The 23071-nt window shown below is 39.9% G+C and carries 24 protein-coding genes; 9 read left to right on the top strand and 15 right to left on the bottom strand.

All coding sequences use genetic code 11. The features are described 5' to 3' along the window. Positions 1 to 2: 2 nt before the first annotated feature. The 3 genes from gmd to IAR63_RS16765 form a co-directional block, all read right to left on the bottom strand. Positions 3 to 1082, bottom strand: coding sequence for a GDP-mannose 4,6-dehydratase (gmd, locus tag IAR63_RS16775; protein ID WP_187706054.1), 1080 nt, complete (start codon positions 1080 to 1082; stop codon positions 3 to 5). 138 nt (positions 1083 to 1220) lie between these two features. Next, positions 1221 to 1979, bottom strand: coding sequence for an undecaprenyl-phosphate galactose phosphotransferase family protein (locus IAR63_RS16770; protein ID WP_006276646.1), 759 nt, complete (start codon positions 1977 to 1979; stop codon positions 1221 to 1223). A 128-nt stretch (positions 1980 to 2107) separates the two neighbouring features. Beyond that, complete coding sequence (locus IAR63_RS16765; RefSeq protein WP_187707503.1) at positions 2108 to 3265, bottom strand: glycosyltransferase; 1158 nt, start codon at positions 3263 to 3265, stop codon at positions 2108 to 2110. Between the two features lie 307 nt (positions 3266 to 3572). On the opposite strand from IAR63_RS16765, the gene IAR63_RS16760 reads away from it, so the two are divergent. The 6 genes from IAR63_RS16760 (at position 3573) to arsJ (ending at position 10291) form a co-directional block, all read left to right on the top strand. Beyond that, on the top strand, positions 3573 to 4496 hold the full coding sequence (locus IAR63_RS16760) for an NAD-dependent epimerase/dehydratase family protein (RefSeq protein WP_187706053.1): 924 nt from the start codon (positions 3573 to 3575) through the stop codon (positions 4494 to 4496). Positions 4497 to 4533: 37 nt separating this feature from the next. Then, positions 4534 to 4857, top strand: a complete 324-nt coding sequence (locus IAR63_RS16755; RefSeq protein WP_187706052.1) for an ArsR/SmtB family transcription factor — start codon at positions 4534 to 4536, stop codon at positions 4855 to 4857. A gap of 363 nt (positions 4858 to 5220) precedes the next feature. After that, entirely contained in the window at positions 5221 to 6813 is a 1593-nt protein-coding gene (gene bchE / locus IAR63_RS16750) for a magnesium-protoporphyrin IX monomethyl ester anaerobic oxidative cyclase (protein ID WP_187706051.1), read from the top strand. Between the two features lie 136 nt (positions 6814 to 6949). Next, positions 6950 to 7996 (top strand): PstS family phosphate ABC transporter substrate-binding protein, encoded by a 1047-nt coding sequence (locus IAR63_RS16745; RefSeq protein WP_187706050.1) that lies wholly within the window; start codon positions 6950 to 6952, stop codon positions 7994 to 7996. A gap of 1 nt (position 7997) precedes the next feature. Continuing rightward, the gene (locus tag IAR63_RS16740; protein ID WP_187706049.1) at positions 7998 to 9014 is read left to right on the top strand and encodes an ArsJ-associated glyceraldehyde-3-phosphate dehydrogenase; all 1017 of its coding nucleotides are present in this window, start codon (positions 7998 to 8000) and stop codon (positions 9012 to 9014) included. A gap of 14 nt (positions 9015 to 9028) precedes the next feature. Further along, positions 9029 to 10291, top strand: coding sequence for an organoarsenical effux MFS transporter ArsJ (gene arsJ, locus IAR63_RS16735; RefSeq protein ID WP_187706048.1), 1263 nt, complete (start codon positions 9029 to 9031; stop codon positions 10289 to 10291). Between the two features lie 24 nt (positions 10292 to 10315). Here arsJ and IAR63_RS16730 read toward each other — a convergent pair whose 3' ends face one another. Continuing rightward, positions 10316 to 11557 carry an aspartate aminotransferase family protein gene (locus IAR63_RS16730; protein ID WP_235678304.1) on the bottom strand — a complete coding sequence of 414 codons (1242 nt, stop codon included), beginning with the start codon at positions 11555 to 11557 and terminating at the stop codon, positions 10316 to 10318. A 211-nt stretch (positions 11558 to 11768) separates the two neighbouring features. Between IAR63_RS16730 and IAR63_RS16725 the strand changes: the two genes are divergently transcribed. Further along, positions 11769 to 12830, top strand: a complete 1062-nt coding sequence (locus tag IAR63_RS16725) for a potassium channel family protein (RefSeq protein ID WP_328701200.1) — start codon at positions 11769 to 11771, stop codon at positions 12828 to 12830. 25 nt (positions 12831 to 12855) lie between these two features. Here the strand turns inward: IAR63_RS16725 and IAR63_RS16720 are convergent, their stop codons facing one another. The 5 genes from IAR63_RS16720 to IAR63_RS16700 all read right to left on the bottom strand — a co-directional run bounded on the left by IAR63_RS16720 (position 12856) and on the right by IAR63_RS16700 (position 17061). Next, positions 12856 to 13416 (bottom strand): methylmalonic aciduria and homocystinuria type D protein, encoded by a 561-nt coding sequence (locus tag IAR63_RS16720; protein WP_187706046.1) that lies wholly within the window; start codon positions 13414 to 13416, stop codon positions 12856 to 12858. 120 nt (positions 13417 to 13536) lie between these two features. Beyond that, positions 13537 to 13743 carry a hypothetical protein gene (locus tag IAR63_RS16715; protein WP_061546072.1) on the bottom strand — a complete coding sequence of 69 codons (207 nt, stop codon included), beginning with the start codon at positions 13741 to 13743 and terminating at the stop codon, positions 13537 to 13539. An 83-nt stretch (positions 13744 to 13826) separates the two neighbouring features. Beyond that, positions 13827 to 14531, bottom strand: coding sequence for a DevA family ABC transporter ATP-binding protein (locus tag IAR63_RS16710; protein WP_187706045.1), 705 nt, complete (start codon positions 14529 to 14531; stop codon positions 13827 to 13829). A 25-nt stretch (positions 14532 to 14556) separates the two neighbouring features. Further along, positions 14557 to 15738, bottom strand: coding sequence for an ABC transporter permease DevC (devC, locus tag IAR63_RS16705; RefSeq protein ID WP_187706044.1), 1182 nt, complete (start codon positions 15736 to 15738; stop codon positions 14557 to 14559). A 63-nt stretch (positions 15739 to 15801) separates the two neighbouring features. Next, positions 15802 to 17061, bottom strand: coding sequence for an ABC exporter membrane fusion protein (locus IAR63_RS16700; protein WP_115538530.1), 1260 nt, complete (start codon positions 17059 to 17061; stop codon positions 15802 to 15804). Positions 17062 to 17232: 171 nt separating this feature from the next. Between IAR63_RS16700 and IAR63_RS16695 the strand changes: the two genes are divergently transcribed. Beyond that, entirely contained in the window at positions 17233 to 18468 is a 1236-nt protein-coding gene (locus IAR63_RS16695) for an HhoA/HhoB/HtrA family serine endopeptidase (protein ID WP_187706043.1), read from the top strand. Positions 18469 to 18538: 70 nt separating this feature from the next. Here IAR63_RS16695 and IAR63_RS16690 read toward each other — a convergent pair whose 3' ends face one another. From IAR63_RS16690 to IAR63_RS16680, 3 genes are all read right to left on the bottom strand, one after another. Continuing rightward, a complete protein-coding gene (locus IAR63_RS16690) occupies positions 18539 to 18868 on the bottom strand; it encodes a hypothetical protein (protein ID WP_057178202.1) in 330 nt (109 codons plus the stop codon). Positions 18869 to 19077: 209 nt separating this feature from the next. Next, a complete protein-coding gene (locus tag IAR63_RS16685; RefSeq protein WP_187706042.1) occupies positions 19078 to 19770 on the bottom strand; it encodes a LabA-like NYN domain-containing protein in 693 nt (230 codons plus the stop codon). Positions 19771 to 20024: 254 nt separating this feature from the next. Then, positions 20025 to 20513, bottom strand: coding sequence for a universal stress protein (locus IAR63_RS16680; RefSeq protein WP_187706041.1), 489 nt, complete (start codon positions 20511 to 20513; stop codon positions 20025 to 20027). A 206-nt stretch (positions 20514 to 20719) separates the two neighbouring features. Here IAR63_RS16680 and IAR63_RS16675 point away from each other — a divergent pair, with 206 nt between their 5' ends. Beyond that, positions 20720 to 21361 (top strand): phosphoribosyltransferase, encoded by a 642-nt coding sequence (locus IAR63_RS16675; protein ID WP_057178203.1) that lies wholly within the window; start codon positions 20720 to 20722, stop codon positions 21359 to 21361. A 111-nt stretch (positions 21362 to 21472) separates the two neighbouring features. Here the strand turns inward: IAR63_RS16675 and IAR63_RS16670 are convergent, their stop codons facing one another. The 3 genes from IAR63_RS16670 to IAR63_RS16660 are packed head-to-tail and all read right to left on the bottom strand — an operon-like array spanning position 21473 to position 23070. Continuing rightward, a complete protein-coding gene (locus IAR63_RS16670) occupies positions 21473 to 22039 on the bottom strand; it encodes a Uma2 family endonuclease (protein ID WP_187706040.1) in 567 nt (188 codons plus the stop codon). 36 nt (positions 22040 to 22075) lie between these two features. After that, positions 22076 to 22642, bottom strand: coding sequence for a Uma2 family endonuclease (locus IAR63_RS16665; protein WP_057178205.1), 567 nt, complete (start codon positions 22640 to 22642; stop codon positions 22076 to 22078). A gap of 32 nt (positions 22643 to 22674) precedes the next feature. After that, the gene (locus IAR63_RS16660) at positions 22675 to 23070 is read right to left on the bottom strand and encodes a response regulator (RefSeq protein WP_057178206.1); all 396 of its coding nucleotides are present in this window, start codon (positions 23068 to 23070) and stop codon (positions 22675 to 22677) included. Between the last annotated feature and the right edge of the window lies 1 nt (position 23071).

Below are 23071 nucleotides of genomic sequence, written 5' to 3'. Positions count from 1 at the left end.
ACTTAAAAATGTAGAGCACCGATCTCATGACGAATAATTGCCATATCCCGGGGAATTTGCAGACTACTGCTATGGGGAGAGTTTAGTCCTAATGCCTGTAAATCTGCTTCTACCATCAAAGCTACCAACTCCTCAAAGGTGACTGAGGGTTGCCAAGACAATTTTTGTCTAGCTTTGGTGGAATCACCAATTAATAGGTCTACTTCTGCTGGTCTTAAATACCGTTGATCAAATTCAACATAATCCTCCCACTTGAGATTCACATAACTAAATGCCAAATCTAAAAATTCCCTCACTGAGTGGGTTTCACCAGTAGCAATTACATAATCATCTGGCTGTTCTTTTTGTAACATTAACCACATAGCTCGCACATAATCTTTAGCATATCCCCAATCCCGTTTGGCATCTAAATTGCCCATATATAATTTGTTTTGCTTACCAGCTACAATACGGGATACAGCTCTAGTGATTTTGCGAGTTACAAAGGTTTCCCCACGTCTGGGAGATTCGTGATTAAATAAAATACCATTACAGGCAAATAAGCCATAGGATTCTCGATAGTTGATAGTTTGCCAGTGGGCATAAACTTTAGCGCAGGCGTAGGGACTACGGGGATAAAAGGGTGTAGTTTCACTTTGAGGCACAGCCTGTACTAGACCATACATTTCTGAAGAACCAGCTTGATAGAAACGAACTTGAATCCCCGTGCGATTTTGGTAGTCACGAACAGCTTCTAAGAGACGTAGGGTTCCCATAGCTACGGAATCAACCGTATATTCTGGGGAATCAAAGCTAACCCTCACATGGGACTGGGCACCTAAGTTATAGATTTCAACCGGTTTTACCTCTTCCAAAATTCGACGTAGGGTAGTGCCATCGGTTAGATCACCATAGTGCAAGAAGAACCTTGCACCTTGTTGATGGGGATCTTCGTAAATGTGATCAATACGATCCGTGTTAAATGTGGAGGTGCGACGAATTATGCCATGAACTTCATAACCTTTTTCTAACAAAAATTCACTCAAGTATGAACCGTCTTGACCAGTAATACCAGTGATTAAAGCTTTTTTGATTTGATTCACGCCAAACTTTTCCTTTTAAAGTTATAGTATTAGCCAGAATACCATGTAGGTGGTTAGTTTCTTACCATTTCAACTAGTTCAACCTGATTAGTAAGTGGGAAAAAACCCACTGAATCAGGTTAAATAACCGAAAGTTTCTTAGTATGCTCCGTTGTTCTTGGGAATAATGACTATATTAATAGTTTTGAGAATAATCCATAGATCCAGTAAAAAGCTCCTAGATCTAACATAGTGTAGATCTATTTGTACTCTTTTAGGATAAGGTATGTCATTACGCCCGGAGACTTGCCACAATCCGGTTATTCCCGGACGGATAGTTAAAACCTGATCAATGTGAGACCCGTATTTTTGCAGTTCCTTAACTACTAGGGGACGGGGACCAACTACGCTCATATCTCCCTTTAATACGTTCCAAAATTGAGGAAATTCATCCAGACTAGTAATTCTCAAGAAATGACCAACTTTGGTAATACGAGGATCATCTTTAAGTTTAAAAGTGCTGTTAAACTCATCACGCATTTCTGGACAAGTTTCCATCATCTGTGCCAGTATTTCATCTGCATTTGTCACCATAGTACGAAACTTGATGCAATTAAAGACACGATAATTTTTTCCAACTCGTTCTTGAAGGTAGAATATAGGGCCTTCAGAACTGAGAGCAATCAGTAAAGCCAGAACTATATAGACAGGGAAAAACAGGATCAAAACCAATAGTGAAAAAGTGATATCAAACAATCGTTTGGTAAACTCTCCGTTTAAACCCTCAAAGTTCAAGCCCCTAGGTTTAATCCTGGGAGGTTGAGGTTTTTGACCGCGTTTTTTAGAAGTATGCGTCGAAGTATTGGCATCTTTACGCGGGTAACGCTTATCGGAGAGGAGTGAGCTCTGGGCAGTCATTATACTCCTTAATAATCCACACCACACACAGTCCCGATCTTAAAGCTAAAAGACACTTATTTCCGAGACAATTCTCAAAAACATTCTTGAAAATTGGAAAAATAACTGCACGAGTTGCGGATATGATTTTATGAGTGGTGTTGCTTTTGACAAGAATCTAGAAAATCTAGATAATCATTAGCAAAAACCTGGGAAGAAAATCCTTCCGCGTGGGATCTCAGATACTCATGTTTGAACAGGTCCTCATAGGTTTCAAAGTTTTGCACGGCCTCCACTAAAGACGCTATGGTTTGCTGTTTAAAGAATATACCTGTTCCGGTTTTAATACAAGTACGAATATCCCTAACTGTTTCCAAAGCTCCCCCTGCACCGTATGCAATTACTGGAGTACCACAAGCTTGGGCCTCAACTAAAGCAATACCAAAATCCTCACAAGCTGCATATACAAAAGCTTTTGCACGTGCCATGTATGATTTCACTACTGTTTCTGATTGCCATCCCAAGATCTGAATATGGGGACGGGCGATCGCCTGTAGATGTTTCCTTTGGGGACCAGTGCCAATGACGACTAGTGGGCGTTGTAGTTGATTAAAGGCCTGAACAATTAAAGATACTTGTTTATAGCTAACTAATCGGCTAACTATCAGGTAGAAATCTTCTTTTTGCGAACTAAACGGGCAGTTTTCAGTGTTAACTGGTGGATAGATGACTTTGGCTTGACGACGATAGCACCGCCAAATTCTTTTGGCAGTGTGTTGAGAGTTGGCAATGAAGTAATCCACTCGGTTAGCACTGACCACGTCCCACTGTCTCAATCCATGTAGTAGATATTTAGTTACCCATCCCAAAACTCCTTTACCGACCTTGCTCTGAGCTAAGTAATCAAAGGTTAGGTCCCAAGCATAACGCATGGGACTATGACAATAACAAATGTGTAATTGGTTGGGAGTGGTTAAAATCCCTTTAGCTACTGCATGGGATGATGACAAAATAATTTCATATTCTCGCAAGTCTAGTTGCTCTATAGCTAGCGGTAATAAAGGCAGATACTTTTGTACACCTTGATGAGCAAATGGCCAGCGTTGTAAAAAAGTCGTGCCAATTCGACGCTTATAAAGATAGCTTTCAGGATTACTTGATTCAAAATCTATTAAGGCATATAAATCAGCATCAATTAGATTTAATATTTCCTGGACTACCAGTTCTGAACCCCCAGTAGCTTTGGGTGTTAGCCACTCGTGAACCATAGCATATTTTTTAGTTGTGGACACGGTGATTAGCCCCATTACGAATAACATTATTGAACGGCGTATCAACCAATGCATGAAGATAAATTCTTCGCGCACTTTTACTTATCTGCGGCTTGATTCTCGCCGTCTTTACTAGACAGAATAATTTTTACTGGACTCCTTAGAGGTCACTTATCAGTATAGAGGTGACTTAAAGTCGGGATTCTCACCTGATTATTCTGTTTCCATAGCATAGCAATAGTCAGTGAAAGTTGGCAAGTGATTACCCATTGGGTCATTCTCTGTGATACTCTCAATTCACAGGCGATTTTTTCTCCTCAAGTTTGTCAGATATGGTGATTTTATGCGTATTCTGGTTATTGGTGGAACTCGGTTCATTGGTGTTTATTTAACTCAATTACTAGTTAAGGCTGGACACGAAGTAGTATTGTTTAATCGTGGCAATAATCCTGCACCAAACGATGTGGGTCAAATTATTGGCGATCGCACGGATCCTAGTCAGTTGTCTAAGTTATCCCAGGAGAGTTTTGATGTCATTTTTGACAATAATGGTCGGGAACTTACTGATACTCAACCTGTGGCGGAAATGTTTCAGGGAAGGGTTAAACACTTTGTTTATATGAGTTCAGCTGGAGTGTATCTTAAATCTGATCAATTGCCCCATGTAGAAGGAGATACTGTTGATCCTAAAAGTCGTCATCGCGGTAAACATGAGACTGAGTCCTTCTTACAACAGTTAGGAATTGCTTTTACTTCCATTCGTCCCACTTATATTTACGGACCCAAAAATTATAATCCCCTGGAAAGTTGGTTCTTTGACCGCATAGTGCGCGATCGCCCCATTCCCATTCCAGGTAATGGTTTACATATTACCCAACTAGGTCATGTTAAAGATTTAGCCCAGGCAATGTTACAGGTAATTGGTAACGAAACAGCCATTGGTAAGATTTATAATGTTTCAGGCGATCGCTTTGTGACTTTTGATGGTTTAGCTCGTGCTTGTGCTATTGCTGCTGGTAAGTCTGGTGACAGTGTGAAAATTGTCCATTATGACCCTAAAAAGTTTGATTTTGGTAAGCGTAAGGCTTTTCCCATGAGGGCACAGCACTTTTTTGCATCTGTGAATAGAGCAATTACAGAATTAAATTGGCAACCCCAGTACGATTTAATTTCCGGTTTGCAAGATTCCTTTCAAAATGACTATTTAACCAGTGGTGCAGCTCAAGGGGAAATAGATTTTTCTGTTGACGATGAAATACTAGCTTAAAGATGCTAGGATGGTGGCTTGAATATTGGAGAAATCCATGCCCACCTCTTTGCACACAACCTCTTATCTCATGGCCCAGACTTTTCATGCTTTGTCCGATCCTATTAGGATTGCTGTGATAGAGCTGTTGCGCCATCGAGAACTCTGTGTGTGTGACTTATGTAATGCTTTAGGTATTAGTCAGTCTAAACTTTCTTTTCATCTAAAGATTCTTAAACAGACAAGTCTGGTCGTAAATCGCCAAGAAGGACGTTGGATATACTATAGTTTAAATTTGGGTCAATTTCAGATCTTAGAACAGTATTTACAAGATATTCGGGTCAACTCCCCCGTTTTACCCCTTACCTCCTTTTGTGAGTAAATGAGTAAATAAATAGACGATACTTATAGGTTTTGCTTCGCATTAGCATTAATTAAGCATGAACCGTTCCCAGAAAAAAGTAAATTGAACATTAAATCTTAGCAAAGTTTATTCATAGAGGAAAGTTTCTAGGTGTAGACTTATGATAGGGGATGAACCAGAGCGCCTCCCAAACATCACCTTTAACCATAAACCATAACATTTTTTGATTTTGTGCCCTACAAGCAAATTCCCAGAACAAAGTTTTTAAAAAATAATTAAAAGCCGAATATAGCCACCCTATATTGGGTCTGAAATAGCGAAATTTTCCGTGGATGATGCGTAAATCCTGTCTTCAAATCGAGAAAGATTAAGAGGTAAATTATGCGGATCATGATGATTCAACCCAATTACCATTCTGGTGGTGCGGAAATTGCGGGTAATTGGCCACCTAGTTGGGTTCCCTATGTAGGAGGAGCATTAAAAAATGCCGGGTTTACTAACATTCAGTTTGTGGATGCCATGACCGACTATATCACTGATGATGCTCTAGCACAAATCATTCGAGATTATCAGCCAGATATTGTATTGGCAACAGCCATTACACCCATGATTTATCAGTCACAAACCACCCTACAAATTGTTAAACAAGTCCTTCCCCAAGCCAAAACAATTATGGGTGGAGTTCACCCCACCTATATGTACAACGAAGTTCTCCAGGAAGCTCCCTGGGTAGATTATATTATCCGTGGAGAAGGAGAAGAAATTACAGTTAATTTAGTACAGGCGATCGCTCAAGGTAGTGATGAAAAAGACCGTCGTCATATCTTAGGAATTGCCTTTTTAGAAAATGGGGAGGTAGTAGCCACTCCAGCACATCCACCCATTAGTGATTTAGATACCCTGACCCCAGATTGGGACTTATTAGATTGGAGTAAATATATCTACACTCCTTTGAACGTGCGAGTAGCTGTTCCCAACTATGCCAGAGGTTGTCCATTTACTTGCCGTTTTTGTTCCCAGTGGGCATTCTGGCGGAAATATCGTTCTAGTAGTCCTAAAAAATTCGTGGACCAAATTGAACTTTTGGTAAAAAAATATCAGGTAGGATTTTTCATTTTAGCCGATGAAGAACCAACTATTAACAAACCAAAATTTCTAGATTTATGTCATGAGTTAATAGCCAGAAATTTAGGTGTGCACTGGGGAATCAACACCAGAGTTACAGACATATTGAGAGACGAAGCAGATTTACCTCTTTACCGTCAAGCTGGCTTAGTTCATGTTTCCTTGGGTACGGAAGCTGCTGCACAATTAAAGTTAAATCTGTTCCGCAAAGAAACCACAATTGAACAAAATAAACGGGCAATTCAATTATTACAGCAAAATGGCATGGTTGCTGAAGCCCAGTTTATTATGGGACTGGAAAACGAAACCCCAGAAACCATTGAAGAAACCTATAAAATGGCTTTGGACTGGAAAGCTGACATGGTAAACTGGAACATGTTTACCCCCTGGCCATTTTCTGAATTATTTCAGGATTTGGGAGACCGTGTGGAAGTTCGAGATTATTCCCAATATAACTTCGTCACTCCCATCATGAAACCGGATGCTATGGAGCGAGAAGATGTTCTCAAAGGAGTGCTTAAGAACTATGCCCGCTTTTACCTCCGCAAGACCTTTGAATATTGGTTTGTGAAGGATTCCTTTAAGCGTAAATATCTTTTAGGCTGTTTAGGAGCTTTTGTAAAAACCACCCTAAACAAACGTTTTTACAATCTCAAACGGGTCAAATATAAAGGTTTAAGCACCGAAATTGAACTAGGATTTGACCAGTCCAAAATTCTTACCCGTGAACAAATAGCCCAGCGTAAACAAGAGCATCCCGAATTGATGGCAGATGTGAACTTTACTGGTAACATTTCCGCATGTGGTGCGCCTAATGATTTGCCTGAACTGGAGGATTTGACATCTTAACCTGAAAGGGAAATGGGGAATATTAAATTGTTATGGTTAATTTTTGTATATTTTCCCCTTTACATAATTGACATATCAATTTTTTTTGAAATGATGAATACATACTATCCAGTAGAACCATATTTAGGATAAACCAGTGAAAGCAACCGCAGTAAGATTATTGATCACAGTGGGAATGTTAACATTGGCCACCAGTTGCACCGCTGATGTGAGCAAAAACAATTCAGTAGAAGCAACAAAAGATGTTAACTCTCAGATAGCACGTAAAATAAATATAGATGGATCCAGCACTGTATATCCGATTACCCAGGCTATAGTTAAAGAGTTTACCAAGGATGGGAAAAATTCCAGTTCAGTAGAAGTAAGTGTTTCTGGTACGGGGGGAGGGTTTAAAAAATTCTGTAGTAATGAAACGGACATAAATAATGCTTCCCGACCGATTTCTGCCAAGGAAATGGCAGAGTGTAATAAGAATGGTGTCAGATATATAGAAATACCTATTGCATTTGATGCTTTAACTGTTGTAGTGAATCCCCAAAATAACTGGGTTGAGGATATGACAGTTGATGAATTGAAAAAGACATGGGAACCCCAATCCGAGGGAAAAATTACCAAGTGGAATCAAATACGTGCTTCCTGGCCAGACCATCCATTAAAATTATACGGACCAGGTAGGGATTCTGGCACTTATGATTATTTTGTCGAGGCCATTATTGGCAGAGAAAAAGCCAGTCGTAATGATTACACAGCCAGTGAAGATGACAATGTGTTAGTTAAAGGAGTTAATAAAGATATTAAGGCTTTAGGCTATTTTGGCTATGCATACTACGAAAAGAATCAAGACAAATTAAAACTGGTAGCCATTGATAACAAAAAGGGACCGGTTTTACCATCCCAGGAAACAGTAGGGAAATCCAGGTATCAACCCTTATCCAGACCCCTATTTATTTATGTGAATTTGTGGTCAGGTGAAAAGCGGGCGGAAATTTATAAGTTTGTGGACTTTTACTTAAAAAAAGCACCAGCAATAGTTAATTTAGTTGGATCCGTACCTTTACCGGAGGAAGCATACAAAATTGGCTATGTGCATTTGCACAACGGTAAAGCTGGAACGGTATTTGGGGGTAAGTCAGAATTGGATTTAACTATTGGGCAATTATTGCGTAAACGGAAGGAGTTTTAACATGAAAATCCGGGTAGGAATTAATGGTTTTGGGCGTATAGGACGTTTAGTATTGCGTGCTGGTTGGGATTGGTCAGAAATAGAATTTGTGCATATAAATGAACTCAAAGGTGGTGTGGAAGCAGCAGCTCATTTACTCAAATTTGATTCCGTACATGGACGTTGGCAAAATGAGGTAGGAACGGGAAAAGACCGAATCCTTATTGGTGATAAATCCCTCACCTTTAGTGAATATTCCCAACCTGGGGAAGTCCCCTGGGAAGAATTTGCCGTGGACATTGTGTTAGAATGCTCAGGAAAATTTAGAACCCTAGAAACTCTCAGTCCCTACTTTCAAAGAGGAGTGGGTAAAGTAATTGTTGCTGCACCCGTAAAAGGGGGAGCCTTAAATATTGTAATGGGGGTAAATGATCATCTTTATAAACCTCAAGAAGATCATATTTTAACAGCTGCTTCTTGTACCACTAACTGTTTAGCACCAGTGGTGAAAGTCATTCATGAAGGTATAGGAATTAAGCATGGAATTATTACCACAATTCATGATCATACTAACACCCAAACCATAGTTGACGCACCCCATAAAGACTTGCGTCGTGCTAGAGCTACTGGTATGTCATTGATTCCCACTTCCACCGGTTCAGCTACAGCTATTGGACTAATTTATCCCGAATTAAATGGCAAGTTAAATGGTTTAGCTGTGCGTGTACCCTTATTGAATGCTTCCCTCACTGATTGTGTGTTTGAGGTAGTGCGCCCAACCACCATAGGAGAAATTAATGCTTTATTAAAAGCAGCTTCTGCACAAGAACCATTAAAAGGAATTTTGGGTTATGAGGAACGTCCCCTAGTTTCCATTGATTATAAAGATGATCCTCGCTCTTCCATTATTGATGCACTTTCCACAATGGTTGTCAATGAAACCCAAGTGAAAATCTTGGCTTGGTATGACAATGAATGGGGTTATGCTAATCGGATGGCTGAATTAGCTCGAAAAGTAGCTTTAAGTTGGCATCAGTAATACAACAAAAATATATGAACCATAGTGCTGATTCAGGTGCAAATTTGAGAAATTATGCCGTAGTTACCCTAGCCTATTGGGGTTTTACTATTACAGACGGCGCATTGAGAATGCTAGTTTTGTTATACTTTAATCAAATTGGTTACACCCCCTTACAAATTGCCTTTTTATTTCTGTTTTATGAGATATTTGGCATCGTTACTAATTTTTTAGGTGGATGGGTGGGATCCCAATTAGGTCTGAAAGTTACTCTTTATAGTGGTATAGGTTTACAAGTTTTTTCTTTGTTAATGTTGTCTTGGTTAAATGCAGATTGGGTCCAGTGGTTAGCAGTTCTTTATGTGATGGTGGCCCAGGCATTTTCTGGCATTGCCAAGGATTTAACTAAGATGAGCTCCAAAAGTGCTATTCGTTTAGTGGTTCCTCAAGATGCTCAATCTTCCCTATTCAAATGGGTGGCAATTTTAACCGGTTCTAAAAATGCCTTAAAAGGAATTGGTTTTTTTGTTGGTAGTGCTTTGTTATCATTATTTGGCTTTGTCAATGCTCTCTTAATTATGGCTGGCGCACTATTTTTGATTATGTTCACAGGATTATTATTACCCAAAGGGATGGGGAAAATTAAAAAGAAAGTTAAATTCAGTCAGCTATTTTCTAAAAGTGAAGAGATCAACATTTTATCCGCAGCTAGATTCTTTTTGTTTGGCTCCCGTGATGTTTGGTTTGTAGTTGGTTTACCGGTATTTTTACGTGAAGTTTTGGGTTGGTCTTTTTATCAAGTAGGTGGATTCTTAGCAACCTGGGTGATTGGCTATGGAATTGTACAATTTTTCGCTCCCAATTTAATGAAGAAATTTGGTTCCGGTCGGGCACCAACAGCCAAAAATATTCAATTTTGGACATTTACCTTGACAGCTATTCCTTGTATTATAGCATTAGCTCTTCAAAGCGGGATGCCTGCTAATATAGTTATGATTAGCGGACTAATGTTATTTGGTGTGGTATTTGCCTTTAATTCTGCGGTTCACTCCTACCTAGTTTTGGCATTTACCGATGATGACAAAGTAGCTTTAAACGTTGGTTTTTATTACATGGCTAATTCTGGTGGTCGTTTAGCGGGAACAGTATTATCCGGGTTAGTCTATCAGTTATTTGGCTTAGTGGGTTGTTTGTGGACATCAATGATTTTTGTGTTGGGAGCTGGTTTAGTTTCCTTAAAGTTACCAAATCCCAATCCAAGTAAGGATATTGTGTGGAAGGGAGGAGAGGGGGACTGAGTCGTGACCCACTCACCCTTTAGCTCACATGAGTCTATCGCTAATTCTCGCCATGCACTTTTCTACACACTGTAATGCCTGATTGATATCAGTATCTGTAACAATTAGGGGAGGTACAAACCGGACTACCTTGGGACCAGCTGGTACTAGTAACAACCCTTCTTCCATAGCAGCTCTGACCACATCCGATGCGGTTAAGGGACTATCTTCCTTAATTTCCATACCATTAATTAGTCCCCAACCGCGTACCTGGGAAATATGGCGAGGATATTTGCGGGCAATCATTTTTAGTCCTTCCCGTAAATGGGCCCCCTGCTCCTGAACATTCTCTAAAATATTTTCCCTTTCCAAGGTCTGGCAAACCGTCAAAGCTACACCGCAAGCAAAAGGATTACCACCAAATGTGCTCGCATGTTCCCCGGGTTCAAAGATGTCACAAAATTTCTTGCTCATCATGGCCCCAATGGGAATACCTCCACCTAACCCCTTGGCACTGGTAAAAATATCCGGTTCCACACCTAAATGTTCATAACCCCATAATTTACCGCTGCGTCCCATTCCTATTTGGACTTCATCGAAAATCAATAAAATGCCCGTTTCATCACAAATTTCCCTTAATCTTTGGAAATACTCCTTGTCACCGGGACGAACCCCTCCTTCGCCCTGTAATGGCTCAATTAAAATTGCACAAACCCGATAATTGCCTTCATCTAACTCACTGACTGCTGCTTCTACTTCTTTGATATCATTGTATTTAATATAATGGAACCCGGGAACTAGGGGATCAAAGTTTTTCTGATATTTGGGTTGTCCCGTAGCTGTGACAGTAGCTAGGGTTCGACCATGAAAACTAGCATGAGCAGTTAAAATAATGGGGTGGGCAATGTCTAGAATCTTGTGAGCATATTTCCGGGCAAGTTTAATGGCCGCTTCATTGGCTTCCGCTCCAGAATTGCAGAAAAACACCCGGTCAGCACAGGAATGATCTACAATCCATTTAGCCAGTTCCCCCTGTTCTGGAATATAATAGAGATTGGAAACATGGTGTAGCTTTTGAATCTGGTGGGTTACTGCTTCTACCATAGCCGGGTGGGCGTGTCCTAAAGTACAAGTAGCTATACCAGCAACAAAGTCAAGATATTCCTTACCCTGGGTATCCCAAACTCTACAACCAGCACCCCGTTCCAGGGCAATGGGAAAACGTCCGTAGGTGGACATCACTACTTGGTTAAAATTATCCACACTAAATACATTCATACCTGACATATTTGGGCGGATCATCGGCTGTTCAACTAAACTTTGGATACTCACTACCGCACCTCCAATAAATTTTTAATTGTAAATACTCTATTTGCCAGTTTTTCCGGAAGATTTCAAAATTATCCACTATCTTCTATATTATTGTAAAGGGTCGGTAAAAGTTTGGTGAATTTTCAGATTTTTGATTGGATCTTTGGTTTTTAATTTCTGATTAACTGTGTACTCTACCCTGGAAGACAAATATAAACGGATTCAGCAGGAGCTAATGGCTGGTGCTTTGGCTCTAGTTTTGGTGTTCCTTGTTGGTACTTGTTGGTATTGTTTAGTAGAAGGGTGGTCATGGGAGGATGCTGCTTATATGACCGTCATTACCTTGGCCACTGTGGGATATGGGGAAACCAATCCTTTAGGTAGTCGGGGGCGTTTATTTACTATTGCCTTGATATTGATGGGTGTAGTTAATATTGGTTACATAGTTAATAGATTTACACAGGCAATAATTGAAGGCTATTTTCAACAAGGCATTAAAGTTCGACAACAAAGGCGTTTAATGGAATCATTAATAGGTCACTACATTATCTGTGGTTTTAGTCGTACCGGTAGACAAATTGCTAAAGAATTTCAGGCCGAGTCCGTGTCCTTTGTGGTGGTTGATTCTAATATGGAATCCGTACAAGAGGCGGAGTCCCAGGGTTATATGGTCTATCAAGGTGATGCTACCCTGGATGACACCTTGTCGAAGGTAAGTATACAACGTGCTGTTTGTATTGTGGCGGCCTTACCCTCTGATGCTGAAAATTTATATACCGTATTATCAGCAAAAACCCTTAACCCCAAAATTAGGGCGATCGCCCGAGCGAGTACGGAGGAGTCTTTACAAAAACTACAACGTGGGGGAGCTGACACAGTAATTTCACCATACATTACTGGAGGTAAAAGGATGGCAGCAGCGGCGTTAAGACCCCAGGTACTAGATTTTGTTGATGGTATACTTTCGGGGACGGACAGACAGTTATACATGGAAGAATTTTTACTGGATGGTGATTGTCCATTCCTAGGACAGACTCTACAAAAGGCAAAATTGCGATCGCAAACTGGTGCTCTAGTATTAGCAATTCGGCGGAGTGATGGAAACTTGATTGGGGGACCGACGGGGGATACAATATTAATATCCGGAGATACCCTGATTTGTATGGGTACGGCGGAACAATTACGGGGTTTAAACCAAGTTTTAGCTCCGATGAATTCCCGACAGTTAAGACGTCCAAAACATATTTAGGGGTATTTAGAGGTGAGGTAGTTCATTAATTATCAACTTCCATCCAACCATGTAAGGGAGCAATAGATTTAATGGCCGATAGGATTACTTCTGGTGGCGCACTAGAAAGTAAAACGCTGGGATAAACAGCGGTACCCCACTGGGGATGAACTAAGACACAGCATTTATTTTTAATTACGGGATAATTTAGCAATGCTTTAGCAACTGCAGTGTCATCATGGGGAATCAGACCCGGATGGGAAAGTAAGGGATAACCCGTGCGGGGATCAATTAAATCGGTAGTATAACCTTGATCTCGTAAATTGAAAGCCACGTCACAACCGAACCTGATAAACTTTTCCCGCAATTTTTCTTTTTCTGTTTCTATTTCCCCAGTCATTTCTACCAGTGGATATTTTGATTGTTGTAATACAACTATCACCCATAAGAATTGTTGTTGTTTCCAATCTGGCAATATCTGTTCGCAGTTGGCACAGATATATTGACTGGGGTTATGAATGGAAATGTACACAGCTTGTCCTGTTTTGCCAACTAAATTAATAGGATAGCTGGGATCGGAAGTGCGAACACTTAGAGAGTTGACCACATTTAATCAGTTTTTGCAATTTTGTTTTTTAATTGTCTATGATCATAACTCTGAAGACTGCTCAAAAATCAACCTTCCCATAATCATCATCAAGTTCAGGCAAAACTATCTCAACTCCACCTAATTCAGTTTTAAAGCATTAACTGGTACTTCGTCCCAGGTTTCTACCGTGCGTAACTTTGCTATCCAACCAGCAGCTTTTTGTCCTTCCGTTAAGCCATGGCTAAAGGAGTTATGACATTCTTTAGCCTGGTCTTCATCACAACAAGCTATACAAGCATGAATCATCCCCGAGGGATCGATCTGCTCATTGATCCAAATTTTCATAAATACCTCCCCTAATTTATTGACGAATTTTTTTAAGCCCTACACTATATATGGTACAGCAGTTTGGTGGTAATGGATCTATATCAACGCAGTTGACCATCTTCCATATAAATGATTCGATCTGCTATATCTAAAATCCGATTGTCATGGGTAACTAGTAAAATCGTGCAACCCTGTTCTTTAGCCAGCTTTTGCATTAGTTCCACCACATCCCTTCCTGATTGTTTATCTAGGGAAGCAGTTGGTTCGTCCGCTAGTACTATTTTGGGATGACTGACCAATGCACGAGCGATCGCAACTCTTTGCTTTTGTCCTCCTGATAAACTTTCTGGATAGTAGTTGACTCGATCGCCTAGTCCAACTTGCTCTAACATTGCTATGGCTTTGGTATTAATGTCTTGATTTAAATACTCAGGGTGCAGTTCTAAGGACATTTTTACATTCTCTTTTGCAGTTAAAAAGCTCATTAAATTATGAGCCTGGAAAATGTAGCCTATTTGTCTGCGCATTTTGGTTAAGACTCTCTTGCTAGCACCACAAACCTCTTGGTTGAGTATTTGCAAGCTGCCTTCTTGTGCAGAACGTAAACCACCCATTAAGGATAAGAGAGTGGTTTTACCTGAACCAGAAGGACCTGTCATAATTACAATCTCTCCAGATTTAATCTGTAAATTAATATCAAATAGAACTTGTTTTTTTAAAGCACCTTCACCAAAATAATGATTGAGTTGAGAAACTTCAATTACTGTCTGAGTTGCTATTTTTGCATCGTAGGTAATTCCTAACATGACATTCTCCTTGTTTAAGAAATATCTAAAAAATATCCGCCGGGTCAGCAGAACGAAGTTTACCTAGGGCGATCGCTCCAGAAATACTACACATAATTACCGTTAAAATAAATACATTAATTGCCCGTTCAGCTTTCATAGTAATGGGTAACATGGTAGCGACAAAAGTTAATTGATATAATCCAAAAGACAGGAATAGTGAAGGCAAATAACCCAGAATAGCCAAAAATAAAGATTCCTGAATCAGAACTCCTAAAAGATACCAGTCAGTGTAACCCATAGCCTTGAGGGTAGCGTATTCAGGAAGATGGTCAGAAACGTCTGAATAAAGAATCTGATAGACAATGACAATACCAACAATAAAACCCACCCCTACACCCAAACCAAAAATGAAACCAATCCCTGTGCTAGTGGCCCAGTAATTCTTTTCTTTTTGGGCAAAATCCTCTGTTGTGCCCACTTCCACAAATGGGCTATTAGGATCGGGGTTCAACCCAATTTTCAGTTGTGCCTTTAATTTCTGGATATCTGTACCGGGTTTTAAATTAATTAGTCCCACTTCAATTTGATCGGGTTTGCGTTGGGGAAATAATCGTAAAAATGTGGAGTCACTAGCCACCACATTGCCATCAGCTGCAAAGGAAGCACCATTACTAAATAAACCCCTCACGCTGACCAAATTATTATTCAGTTCCGTTTGGAAGTTGCCGGTTTTTCGAAATATTTTACCAACCTCACCATATTCGGGACGACCAGCTTGGTCAAACATAATATGATTGAGTGATTTGAGAGTATCTTTATTTTTTTCTACTTCGGGAAATCTCAATCCAGGTTGATAGGGATCAACTCCCCAAACCAAAATTGGTCGATCAATTCGTGTTTGAGGATTGCGCCATTGTGCCGTACCAATGTAAATGGAATTAACCGATGCTACCCCATCATACCCTAGTGCTTGATATAGTTTATCTCTAGAAAAACTTTTCGTGGAAAACAAGCTATTAAATTGAGGATTAATTAACACTAAATCTCCCAGCAATTTGCGATGGGGTTGAATTGCTGCATCAAATAAAGCACTTTCAAATCCCATCTGGATAAAGATCAACATATCAGCAAAAGTAATACCCGCCACAGCAACTGCCAATCGAGTCCTTTCTTTCATGAGCTGTCGCCACGCCAAAGGGGTTTTAAGAAAAAGTTTTGATATCATGGACCCTACCAGGATTTAATACAGGGATTTAAATAATAGAGGTAAATCGATCAGTAAATTAAATTACAATTCAATTGCCGTTTGCACTTGTAAATTAGTTAGTCCAGCAACCTTTTTGCTATCCTCGGGAGTGAGTCGAATTTTCACCTCAACCACTCGACTGTCTAGATTTTCACCTGGTTGATTACTAAATACATTTTGACGGTTGACCTGTAAACCAATTTGAATTACATTACCTTCCAATTTCTCTGATAATGTAGGACTCATAATCCTGGCTTTCTGCCCAATCTTGACTCGATTAATATCAGTTTGGTAAACTTCTGCTACCACTGACATTTTTTCCGTTTGGGCAAAATCCGCAATACCTGATGCGGTAATTTTCTCACCCGCACGAGTATGAATTTTCAGAATTCTACCACTCATAGGGGCACGAATAAAAGCTGATTCCAGGTCGGTCTTAGCACTGTTAAGAACTGAAACAGCACTTTCAAGTTCTGTTTTGGCTAAATTCACATCTACAGAACGAACGTCAGCAATGCTATTTAGTGTTTCCTCAGCTGCCCTAATTTGTTTCGCACTAGTGCTACTAATTCTATTCAGTTGTACCCTAGCTTCCGCCAGTTGTTTACTAGCGGTGGTATTAATCCGTTCCAAAATCGCCCTAGCTTCGGTTAATTTTTGTTCGCTGGTCTCCACATTTAACCGTTTACTGTCAATTAAAGAATTAGAAACTGCTCCTTGGGAATATAACTGTTGATAACGTTGATATTCCGATTTAGCATTTTTCAGTTCCGCAGCCAATTGTCGAATATTTGCTTCCTGAGCAGTTCTATCACCTTGCCATTGGGCTTCTATCCTAGCAATAGTTTGTATGTAAGCATTCTTGTTGCCTTCATACTCTGCCTTTAACTTTTCTACATTCGCTTTTTGTGACTGAATCTCTCCCGGTTTAGCACCTGATTGAATTTGCTTCAATTTAGCTTGAGCAACTTTTACTTGTTTTTGCGCCCTTTCAACGGCACTTTGTAATTTATCCTGGGAATCTAATATGGCAATTACCTGACCTGCTTTGACCCCATCGCCCTCTTGAAGGAGGATTTTTTTCACCCTGTCCCCATCTAGTGCTAGGGGTGCAGACAATTTAATCACTGGTGTTTCCGGTTCCAATCTCCCCAATGCTGTTACCAAAGTGGGAGTGGGCAAAGTTTCCTCCACTTCCCCACTCGTAGCACTACTGGCGTTGGTAGAATGATTGAAAGTATAGGTAGCAACTCCTCCACTGACGGTGGCTACTGCTAAAACCAACAGAATTAGTCTTTTCAAAAACCCCCCTAGGTAAAGTTACTGTAAATCTAAATCGTTACTATCTTAACAGATTTTCTAAAAATTTATCAAAAATTTACATTATCTGGTTGATGTTAGCTGGATATGGGAACAAAATCCAGCCAAAAATATCTACATTAGTAGTAATGGCCTATATTTTGAGATCGGAAAATGTCTAAGGGAAAACAACAAGCAGATAATACTTTAACTATAAACAGCAATAATTCACTCTGGAAATATTGGAAACAAGGGTTGACCTCCCTATCCCTAATATTATTAGGTTCGGGGATTACTGTTACAGGTAGTTATCTAACAAATAACCAGGAAGCTTTGACCAAGAGTGCATCCAAACTTGGGGTGGAGAGTGTTCACGCTGCACCACTACCAGGAAATATGGACAGTAATTTTGTGACTGAGGTGGTTCGGAAGGTTGGTCCCTCCGTAGTCAGAATTAACTCTTCTCGCACGGTGAGAACTCAAGCACCAGACGAATTTGAGGATCTACGACGCTTTTTCGGTTCTAGAATACCACGCAGGGAAAATAGGGTAGAACGGGGCGCTGGTTCAGGTTTTATCATTAGTAATGATGGTCGTATTCTCACTAATGCTCATGTGGTAGAGGGTGCAGATAGGGTAAGTGTCACCCTCAAAGATGGAAGAACCTTTGAAGGTAGGGTATTAGGAGCAGACCAACTCACGGATGTGGCGGTGGTGAAGATTGAGGCTAAAAATCTACCAGCAGTTACCCTAGGTAACTCGGAACAGTTACAACCAGGACAATGGGCGATCGCCATTGGTAATCCCTTAGGACTAGATAATACAGTAACAACAGGTATTATTAGTGCCACTGGTAGATCCAGTAATCAAGTGGGGGTTCCCGATAAGCGGGTCGAATTTATTCAAACTGATGCTGCAATTAATCCAGGTAATTCCGGTGGTCCATTGCTAAATGCCCGAGGAGAAGTGATTGGTATAAACACGGCTATTATTCAGGGTGCACAAGGATTAGGATTTTCAATTCCCATTAATACGGCACAACGTATTTCTAATCAAATAATAACCACGGGTAAAGCTCAACATCCCTATTTAGGAATTCAGATGGTTTCCATCACCCCAGATTTAAGACAAAGAATCAATTCCGATCCTAATAGCGGGTTGACCGTGAGTGAAAATCAGGGAGTATTAATCATTAGGGTTGTTCCCAATTCACCTGCAGCGAAAGCTGGAATACGCATTGGAGATGTTATTGTTAGGCTAAATGGTGAAGTGATCACCGACAGCTCTGCTGTACAGAAAGCTGTAGAAGTGGCCCAAGTGGGAGGAAATTTACGTCTGGACTTGCGTCGTAATGGACAAACTATTAATATTGCGGTCAAACCGGGAATTTTTCCCACTGGCATGCAATAGATCAACAAACTACTCTACGGATTTATTTGTGGAGTAGTTTGGTGTAAGGTCTCTTGTTACCCATCCGGCGCTAAGTAGGTAAATATATTAATTTCAACAACTGACAACTGATATAAGAGATCGTCAAACCCAACAGTACTAAAAGTAGAGGAATAACCGTATCTGATCGCAGTTGACGGGTTTTGAAAATTTTTACACAAGATATGGGAATAATCATAGGCCAGAAAACAGTGGTCACTAAGGATATAATTAGTGATAAGAACTTCTCTTCCGGAGTTGATGCGGGGTGACGGTGAGAGAATGTAAACCAATTGGCAAAAAAATAGCCACCCATTAGGGTGTAGGTAATTACTAATGTTAATTGTAATTGATTGGTCAAGTCGTGTATCACAGTCTCCATGTATTGTACTTATATAGCTTGAGCCAAAACGTTGTAAACACAGGTTTAATGGGTAAAAGGCCAGGTTGCTGCAGGTGGCTATAGCTTTTATGCACCGCTCCACGCCTAGTTTACTAAAGTCGCGAACATATAAGCCCACCTACAATATTATACACTATATTTGGACACAGTCAATAGCCCTGAACTAATATCAGGCGTTAAAATCTCCATCAAAGATGAGAAGTGGGCGAAGAACGATAATTGTAACCAAATTGGGAGTCTTTCTGGATGTATTGTTTAATGCTATCAAAATCAATAAAATAATCTGCCACATCAATGAGACTATCGCTAGTCATAGTTTGCAGACCTATAACTTCTACCCGCGATCCTAAACTGGTGACAGCATTAACAGCGTAGGCTAGATCCCCATCCCCACTAACTAGTACAGCCGTATCATAATAAGGAGCTAAGGTAATCATATCCACAGCAATTTCCACATTGAGATTGGGTTTTTTACCACTTTCCGTAAGTGCAATTATATCCTTGGTTACTACTCGATAACCATTGCGACGCATCCACAATAAAAACCCCTGTTGTTTCTCCTTGCTAGTATCAACCCCAGTGTAGAAAAAAGCTCTTAATAGTCTAGAAGTTTGAGTTAAACGACACAATAATTTAACATAGTCTATTTCAATGCCTATTTGAAGAGCAGCATGAAATAGATTGAGACCGTCGATAAAAATAGCCACCCTACCACGATTGAGATCATCACTCATGTCTGCTCCCTGAGCTGTTTCCTGGGATTTAGTATCCCTAGCTCTGGTGGTAGTTTTTGTAGCTGGTGTGACCGTTGTCCCTTGCCAATGTGGTTTTTCTTTTAATTCCTTATATTCGTTTGTTTTTTTGTTATTTGCGAAACTCATTGATACCTCTAGTTTTAAATTGGGATGTTTGGTAGCTTGTTATGTGATATTTTGGTAGTTAGCACTCATAAATCAGGGGGGTCTTTATTTCAATATTATCCAAACCAAACCTTTAGGCTAATTTTTGTTGCTTACTTTAACTAAAGTTTTCATAAAATTTTCCTCCCCAGTAGATATAGCCCAATTGTTCACTTATCACATTGATGGGGTGGGAAAAATTAAAAAAAAATTAAAAAAACAGGAGAGTCAAAAAATCAACCAGGAATTGCACCTTGGATAGTGAGGACTGAGCAGGGAGCATGATGTAGAACATAGTTGCTCACACTACCCAAAACCACCTCACTGATTCCCCTTCTTCCCCTGCGTCCCACAATAATTAGGTCAGCAGACCAGCTTATGGCTTGTTCACAGATGACACGACCTGGATCCCCGACGGTTTGGAGCATTTCAGCCTTTACCCCCCTACCAATGGCAGTTTCCATGAGGGATTGGATCCATTTGAGTCGTTCTTGCTTATGTTCATCCCAGGCCTGCATATACTTGTTCATAGTTTCTCCATACAGGGAGGGGTAGATGGTTTCCGGTTGAAGAAATATGGGGTTGAGGTAGGGATCTTCTAGGGGAGACAGAACATGAAGTAGCATGATTTCAGAACTGCTCACTTGAGCCAAAAATAGAGCTTGCTCAAATATATTTTGGCTTTGATCCGGATTTTCTAAAGCAACTAAAATTTTATGCAACATAGTAATTACTCCTTGGGATAGATCTAAAATCTACACTCCCTGTGGTTTTTATGTGAGAAGGTTAGAGATATATTAGCCATACTAATCATTTTTGAGGGAAACAACAACTTTCCACAACTTTCAAGGGTGGGAAATTGTCAGACCCACATAGACTCCCAGATATAACCCCAGATATACCCCCCAGATATACCTAGTAGTAGGAGTTGATGCTGATGAAATTTCATAATCGTATTCAAGCTGGAAAGATGTTAGGGGAAAGTCTAATAGATTACGCCAACCACGAAAATCTACTAGTATTAGCACTACCCCGTGGTGGTGTGCCCGTAGGTTGGGAAATTGCCAAAGCTGTGAATGCTCCCCTAGATGTTTGTATCGTCAGAAAGATTGGTGTGCCCGGACAAAAAGAATTAGCTATGGGTGCTATTGGTGCTGGGGGGGTTAGGGTATTCAATCATGATATAATTGCTACCTTGGGGATAGATAGAGATGTGATTGAAAAGGTTGTGTCTCAGGAGTTGGAAGAGCTAAAGCGACGGGAACAAACCTATCGAGGAAATGCTCCACCAATTAAGGTTGAAAACAAAACAGTCATTTTAGTAGATGATGGTATTGCTACCGGTGCGACTATAAGAGCAGCTATTGCTGTTCTCAAACAGCAAAAGCCCAGCAAAATTGTGGTAGCAATTCCTGTAGCATCAGCAAGTACCTATAGGGAATTGGAGTCGGAGGTAGATGAGGTAGTGTGTTTACAGACTCCTGAGTTTTTTTCAGCAATTGGATTGTGGTATGAGGATTTTTCTCAAACTAGTGACCAGGAAGTTTGTGAAATTTTAGGCTATTATATTTAGATTAAGTGGGTGAGTGGAATTAAATATTAAGATCAACGTAGGTTGGGTTGAAGTATGAAACCCAACACCCCCATGGGTTAATCCATTCTACAAATAATTGTACCTCCCTACTTAATGAAAGTTGACATCTTCATAAAGTTCAGTCATTTTTGCCTGGAATTGAATAGTGGGGAAGGAAAATGATGTTTCTTCACCTGTATAGTATTGTAAAGTCCAAAGTCCTTGATCATTCCTGCGGAAACACTCAACTCGCGGTTTTTTAGAACTAATTAAAATGTATTCTTGTAAAGTGGGTAAAGTTTGATAGTCAGCAAATTTGTCACCTCTATCAAATAATTCAGTAGAGTCAGATAAAACTTCAATAATTAAACATGGGAATCTTTTATAAGCTGCTGTTTCTTGGTCACGAGAATCGCAAGTCACCATAATATCAGGATAGTAAAATCTGTTTAACGATTCGATTCTAGCTTTCATATCCGTAATATATACTCGACAACCAGAACCCCTAAGATGATTACGCAGCAGAATGAATATATTTCCAGCTATGGTTACATGAACATCCAGGGCACCGGCCATAACGTAAATATTTCCATTAATATACTCATGTTTAACCTGACTATTTTCTTCTAGTTTTAGATATGCTTCTGGAGTAATATAAGTGTTAGGATTAGCAATCATAATTAATAGCTCCCCTAATTATAGTTTTTTATAGTTTTACTGAAAGTTGACATCTTCATAAAGTTCAGTCATTTTTGCCTGGAATTGAATAGTGGGGAAGAAAAATGATGTTTCTTCACCTGTATAGTATTGTAAAGTCCAAAGTCCTTGATCATTCCTGCGGAAACACTCAACTCGCGGTTTTTTAGAACTAATTAAAATGTATTCTTGTAAAGTGGGTAAAGTTTGATAGTCAGCAAATTTGTCACCTCTATCAAATAATTCCGTAGAGTCAGATAAAACTTCAATAATTAAACATGGGAATCTTTTATAAGCTGCTGTTTCTTGGTCACGAGAATCGCAAGTCACCATAATATCAGGATAGTAAAATCTGTTTAACGATTCGATTCTAGCTTTCATATCCGTAATATATACTCGACAACCAGAACCCCTAAGATGATTTCGAAGAATAGATGCAAGATTAAGAGCAATGGTAACATGAACATCTAGGGCACCCGCCATGGCGTAAATGTTTCCATCAATATACTCATGTTTAACCTGACTATGTTCTTCTAGTTTTAGATATGATTCTGAAGTAATATAAGTGTTACGATTAGCAATCATACTTAATAGTCCCCATTAGTAGTCCTCACAATTCATTTAGTCTTGTTACATTCCAAATTCCAGTCTAACTCCGCTGCAACTTGGTGAGCTAATTCTAAAGGATTAAAGGGTTTAGCGATCGCACTTTTAATACCTAACTGGGAATAACGACGACGATCAGCAGCTTGGATTTTTGCGGTTAACAAAATGACCGGAATTGTTTGGGTTGCTGGATTGGCTTGTAATTTTTTAAAAGCAGATAATCCGTCCATATCAGGCATCATCACATCTAATAGAATTGCATCTGGTTGATGATTCTCAGCTTGCAAGATTCCCTCCTTACCCGAACTAGCTGTTAGCACCTCCCAACCTGCAACGGTTTCTAAACAAATCTTAGCCACTTCTTGAATATACTGCTCATTATCAACCACTAAGATGCGCCTTTTCATA

The organism is Cylindrospermopsis curvispora GIHE-G1 (genome assembly GCF_014489415.1).
Classification (GTDB): domain Bacteria; phylum Cyanobacteriota; class Cyanobacteriia; order Cyanobacteriales; family Nostocaceae; genus Raphidiopsis; species Raphidiopsis curvispora_A.
Note: the sequence above shows the minus strand (reverse complement) of the source record. Positions and strands in the feature narration are given on the sequence as shown.

Coding starts and splice junctions, on each gene's coding strand:
- IAR63_RS16770 (WP_006276646.1), bottom strand. CDS start 1,979: ATGACTGCCCAGAGCTCACTCCTCTCCGATAAGCGTTACCCGCGTAAA.
- IAR63_RS16730 (WP_235678304.1), bottom strand. CDS start 11,557: ATGTCAGGTATGAATGTATTTAGTGTGGATAATTTTAACCAAGTAGTG.
- devC (WP_187706044.1), bottom strand. CDS start 15,738: ATGATATCAAAACTTTTTCTTAAAACCCCTTTGGCGTGGCGACAGCTC.
- IAR63_RS16665 (WP_057178205.1), bottom strand. CDS start 22,642: ATGATTGCTAATCGTAACACTTATATTACTTCAGAATCATATCTAAAA.
- IAR63_RS16765 (WP_187707503.1), bottom strand. CDS start 3,265: ATGGGGCTAATCACCGTGTCCACAACTAAAAAATATGCTATGGTTCAC.
- IAR63_RS16685 (WP_187706042.1), bottom strand. CDS start 19,770: ATGAGTTTCGCAAATAACAAAAAAACAAACGAATATAAGGAATTAAAA.
- IAR63_RS16710 (WP_187706045.1), bottom strand. CDS start 14,531: ATGTTAGGAATTACCTACGATGCAAAAATAGCAACTCAGACAGTAATT.
- bchE (WP_187706051.1), top strand. CDS start 5,221: ATGCGGATCATGATGATTCAACCCAATTACCATTCTGGTGGTGCGGAA.
- IAR63_RS16690 (WP_057178202.1), bottom strand. CDS start 18,868: ATGGAGACTGTGATACACGACTTGACCAATCAATTACAATTAACATTA.
- arsJ (WP_187706048.1), top strand. CDS start 9,029: ATGAACCATAGTGCTGATTCAGGTGCAAATTTGAGAAATTATGCCGTA.
- IAR63_RS16670 (WP_187706040.1), bottom strand. CDS start 22,039: ATGATTGCTAATCCTAACACTTATATTACTCCAGAAGCATATCTAAAA.
- IAR63_RS16755 (WP_187706052.1), top strand. CDS start 4,534: ATGCCCACCTCTTTGCACACAACCTCTTATCTCATGGCCCAGACTTTT.
- IAR63_RS16760 (WP_187706053.1), top strand. CDS start 3,573: ATGCGTATTCTGGTTATTGGTGGAACTCGGTTCATTGGTGTTTATTTA.
- IAR63_RS16675 (WP_057178203.1), top strand. CDS start 20,720: ATGCTGATGAAATTTCATAATCGTATTCAAGCTGGAAAGATGTTAGGG.
- IAR63_RS16740 (WP_187706049.1), top strand. CDS start 7,998: ATGAAAATCCGGGTAGGAATTAATGGTTTTGGGCGTATAGGACGTTTA.
- IAR63_RS16660 (WP_057178206.1), bottom strand. CDS start 23,070: ATGAAAAGGCGCATCTTAGTGGTTGATAATGAGCAGTATATTCAAGAA.
- IAR63_RS16715 (WP_061546072.1), bottom strand. CDS start 13,743: ATGAAAATTTGGATCAATGAGCAGATCGATCCCTCGGGGATGATTCAT.
- IAR63_RS16695 (WP_187706043.1), top strand. CDS start 17,233: ATGTCTAAGGGAAAACAACAAGCAGATAATACTTTAACTATAAACAGC.
- IAR63_RS16680 (WP_187706041.1), bottom strand. CDS start 20,513: ATGTTGCATAAAATTTTAGTTGCTTTAGAAAATCCGGATCAAAGCCAA.